The sequence below is a fragment of the Methanomethylovorans sp. genome, assembly GCF_050177135.1.
In the GTDB taxonomy this organism is placed as follows: domain Archaea; phylum Halobacteriota; class Methanosarcinia; order Methanosarcinales; family Methanosarcinaceae; genus Methanomethylovorans.
Window position 1 is genome coordinate 1 of the sequence record NZ_JBFXHJ010000155.1, and the last position, 4,715, is coordinate 4,715.

Annotated in this window: 3 protein-coding genes; 2 read left to right on the forward strand and 1 reads right to left on the reverse strand. The window is 45.1% G+C overall.

What is annotated here, in order from left to right; genetic code table 11:
* Nucleotides 1–1,401 (forward strand): cobaltochelatase subunit CobN (locus AB7U21_RS10355; RefSeq protein ID WP_428388836.1); only part of this gene is annotated, 1,401 nt, incomplete at its 5' end.
* Between the two features lie 165 nt (nt 1,402–1,566).
* On the opposite strand, the gene AB7U21_RS10360 is transcribed toward AB7U21_RS10355, so the two are convergent.
* Nucleotides 1,567–2,502 (reverse strand): 1-phosphofructokinase family hexose kinase, encoded by a 936-nt coding sequence (locus AB7U21_RS10360; protein WP_428388838.1) that lies wholly within the window; start codon nt 2,500–2,502, stop codon nt 1,567–1,569.
* A 262-nt stretch (nt 2,503–2,764) separates the two neighbouring features.
* Between AB7U21_RS10360 and AB7U21_RS10365 the strand changes: the two genes are divergently transcribed.
* Nucleotides 2,765–4,715: S8 family serine peptidase (locus tag AB7U21_RS10365; RefSeq protein ID WP_428388840.1), on the forward strand; the 1,951-nt coding region annotated here is incomplete at its 3' end.

The following is a 4,715-nucleotide window of genomic DNA, read 5'->3' on the forward strand; positions in this document are numbered from 1 at the left end:
ATAGTTCAGATCTCAGGACTCTACAGAGATACTTTCCCCATGAAAGTAGAACTCATTGACCAGGCTGTCAGGCTTGCCTACGAGCAGGATGAACAGGACAACTATGTACGTAAGAATACGGATGCTTTGCAGGCGGTATTTGATCAGAATATTCAGGATGTAAACCTCTCTCGGGACATTGCGTTGTTCAGGATATTCGGTCCTGCTGACGGGGCCTATGGTACAGGGATGGCTAATGCAGCATCTGCAAGCGATACATGGAGCAACAGCACAGAACTTGCAGAATTATATATCGACAGGATGAGCTATGTTTACGGAGAAAATATCTGGGGACAGACCATAGCTGATTATATCGAGCAGCAAACTGGCCAGGCCATAGACGTAGACAGTTCTCTGGTATTCGAAAGCAACCTTGATGGCACACAAGCCATCTTCCATAGCAGGAGTTCAAGCACGTATGGTTCGATGGATACCGATGATTTCTATCAGTATATGGGTGGTCTCTACAATGCTATCAAATACATATCTGGTATCGCTCCTGATACATATGTAGTGGATCTCCAGGATCTTGACGACCTGCAAATAGAAACTCTCCAAAACTACATTGCAAATGAACTGTATGCGAGATACTTCAATCCTGCCTGGATAACCGGAATGCAGGAGCATGGTTTTGAAGGTGCTAAAGAGATGGAGAGTTTCATGGAGAATCTCTGGGGATGGGAAGCAATGGGCTCCGAGTTCATAAGCGATGATGTCTGGGACAAAGTCTATGAAACATACATGGCTGATGCTGAACTGAGTGAATGGATACAGAACAACAATGCATATGCATATCAGGCTATGAATGCCAGGATGATAGAAACTATCAGGAAAGGTAATTGGGAACCATCGGAAGAGGTTCTGAATAGCCTGGTGAAAGAATATGCTGAGTCTGTGGTAGCTGATGGGGTAACGTGTTGTCACCACACATGCGGTAACCCCCTGCTGGATGAATTCGTACAGGGTGTGATGTCTGTTCCAGGTGTTGTGGATGAGCAAACCGCTGCCACCTACAAGAATATCATGGATAAAGCAACAAGCGAGCCTGTGAAGCAAAGCACCTCCAGCCACAGCAGCAGTGGTTCCAGCGGTCCTAAACTGGAGATTACCAACCAGGCTACGGATCCTACATCTAACCAGACCATGGAGTCACAGATAGGTGCAGGTGAAGATCTTAGTGTGCAAGCTCCGAGGTCAACCCCTGAGAACTATGTGGAAGGCTATGAGATGACCAAGGAAACTGTATCTCAACCAGAGAGCAGCAGCAATAAATTCTCTGGTTCGGACGTAGTAGCCTTCTTACTGGTGGCAGGAGCAGTTGGTGCAGTCTTTATAGGATTCATGAGAAAGAGGAGGATGTGAAGTAGGCATTTTGTTCCTTAATGCCTTTTTGATGAAGTAAAGAATGGATTTGAGATAGACCGAAAGGCAGAGCACTCATTGAATCGATACGATAATTCAGGAGTGTTCTGCTGTCATCGGTTAATTGGCGATTGGTTTTTATCTTTCCTGTTTTCCTTCTTTTATTCAGATAGAAGATATCATTTTTGCATAGAGCCGCTCAGTGTCTTCTTTCCTGCATAGCTCGGTCCCGGGGGTCATCACAGCAGCAGAACCGGCAGCTATCCCATATAGGGCAGCTTCTCTTAGTTCTTTTCCTCTTGAGAGGCTTAGGACAATGCCTGCCACCATGCTGTCCCCCGCTCCCACCTTGCTGCTAATGGGCACAGTTGGGGGCACTATGTGTTCCACAATATCTTCGGAAACCAGCAGAGCACCTGCCGCACCCAGGGATATGACCATCACTTCGCACTGCCCGGCCCTGACCATGCTCTGAGCTGCTTCTGTTATCTGTGACTCTTCTTTTATGTTGTTGCCTGCAAGCTCCCTGAACTCGCGTACATTGGGTTTGATCAGGTACACACCCTCCTGCAGTGCATGTGCAAGGGCATCGCCAGCAGCGTCAATGATGACCTTTGCGCCTATTTCCTTTCCGATACGTGCAACGCGTGCATAGAAATCAGAAGGTACACCTAAAGGCAGGCTTCCGCTGGCTACCAGATAATCAGGGGCCGGGTTGGCAGTGGAAAGTTCCAGAAGGCAGTGTTCCCATTCATCTCTCTCAAGCTTTGGGCCCTGCATCCCAAAACGGAACTGCCTTCCTGTAGTTTCCTCAAGGACAATAAGATTCTCTCTTGTGATTCCTTTTATTGATAAGAGCAGTTGATCGATCCCTTCCTGTTCCAGGAGTTCATTTAGCATCTTACCAGGCATGCCACCGGCCGGATATACAAGCAACGATTCTCCTCCAAGTTTCTTTATGGCCCGGGAGACATTTACTCCACCGCCACCTGGCTCATAGCTGGCAGGTCCGCAGTACAGCTTGCGTTCAGCGATCACATGTTCTGTTGTAGTGCTTTTGTCTATTGCAGGGTTCATGTTCAGGGTAATGATAGTTCTCATGGGGATCTCTTTTGTATATGATTAGTTCATATTTATGAAATGTGGTGATATTCTTATCTTTTTGAGTTAGTGAATGTAAAAGAAGTAAAAGGATACATCTATAACAGTGTACGGCTTTTAAAATATTATATGAGTTTAAATATAATTCGAGATTACTTACTTAAACTCAAATGACATACCCCACAAATCATAATATTAACAAAGTAATCTTCGTTGTGAATGGGATGTATAATTTTGATACTAATAATAAGGGGTATTTTGGATGAATTGTAAAAAACAGATTCAGCAATTGGTTGGTTTTGCTATTATATTATTGGCAGGTATACTTCTATCTGGTTCGTTAACCACGGCAAGTGCAAACGAGGCCCTTGCCTCAGATCTTACAGAGAGTATAAACGTCAATGATACTATGATCCTTACAGAAGAACTGCAAAAAGTAAGCAGTGACCTTGTTGGGATGATCGTGGATTCAGAGTGCCCTAGCCCGGGAACAACATCTCACACTAATGCTGTCCAGCCTTCAACTGCAGTTAACACTGAATCTGAACAGCAGCTGGTATTTGTATATATCAGCCTTTTTCGGGGGAACCAAACCTCTGTAATTGATCCTTATGTCTGGAATGTTACCAGCATAGATGAAGCAAATTCAATTGTTACTGCCTGGGTAGATGTAAGCAGGCTGGAAGAGATAGCTTCCCTGAAAGAAGTGCGCAATATAAGGACAGTTGTACGCCCGCTGGTGAACAGTGGTTCTGTTACGACGGCAGGGGATGCTATCCACAGGACCGATCTTGTAAGGTCTGGCTATTATCATAATGGCAGTGGCATAAAGATAGGTGTGATCTCCAACGGTGTGGATGCAATATCTGCAGCACGGGCTTCCGGGGACCTGCCATCAGATGTCACAGTATTGAGAAATAGCGTTGGCGGCAATGAAGGTATTGCCATGATGGAGATAATTTATGATATGGCTCCAGGTGCAAAGTTATACTTCCATGATCATGGGAACAGTGTATATGAATTTAACAATGCCATTGATGAACTAGTAGCAGCAGGCTGTACTATCATAGTAGATGATATAACGTGGCCCGATGAGCCATTTTTTGAGGATGGGGTTGTTGCTAAGCACGTCGCTGAAGTAATAGCAAATGATAGCATTATATACATCTCCTCTGCCGGCAACTCAGGAATGCGGCATTATCAGGGAATGTTCGTTGATGATGGTACTGGCTATCACAACAAGATATTCCCTCTCCCCGCCAGGACATCTTTCCATTTGTTCCTCCAATGGGATGATCAATTTGGATCATCTGGCAATGACTATGATCTTTATGTCCTGGACAAGTCCGGAAGGACCATTGCCTCTTCCACTAATAGGCAAAATGGCAACAGTGATCCGTTAGAATGGACAACTACAGCCTATCTTACAGAGCCAGCTTATATAAAGATCAGAAATAGCGATGGTACGGCACAGCAGCGCACTCTTGAACTTTTCATATATCCCACCTCCGCAGTAACTCTGGACCAAACGAATCTCACTTCCAGTGATTCCATATTTGGCCATCCGGCGGTGCCAGATGTCATTGCGGTGGCAGCAATATCTGCCAATGACATCGATCATGATGACGTAGAATTCTTTTCATCAAGAGGACCTGTGACCATTGCATATCCCGATTCTACGACCAGAGAGAAACCAGATCTTGCTGGAATTGATCGTGTAGCTGTCACTGGAGCAGGCAATTTTGGTACTATTTTCTCAGGGACCAGTGCATCAGCACCCCATATTGCAGCAGTGGCTGCACAGCTGTGGGGAAATGATGTGACCATGTCAGCCACTGAAGTACGGAACATACTTTATGAAAGTGCCGAGGATGTAGAATCTTCAGGTTTTGATCATATTTCTGGATATGGGAGAGTGGATGCACTGAACTGTTTCAATGCTTATGTGAATCGTGCTCCTGTGCTGGCAGATATTGGTAACTGGGAAATAAATGAAACCCAAGATATGATCATCACTCTCCTGGCAACGGATATGGATGGTGACGATCTCATATATTCTACGGATGCTCCCTTTGGTACTCTAACAGATAATGTATTTACGTGGACTCCTACACATGATGATGCTGGAACGTATACTGTTGGATTCTCAGTGACAGATGGAAAGCACACAGATTCCAGGACAACTGCCATAACAGTCAATAATGTCGACAGGG

Coding starts and splice junctions, on each gene's coding strand:
- AB7U21_RS10360 (WP_428388838.1), bottom strand. CDS start 2,502: ATGAGAACTATCATTACCCTGAACATGAACCCTGCAATAGACAAAAGC.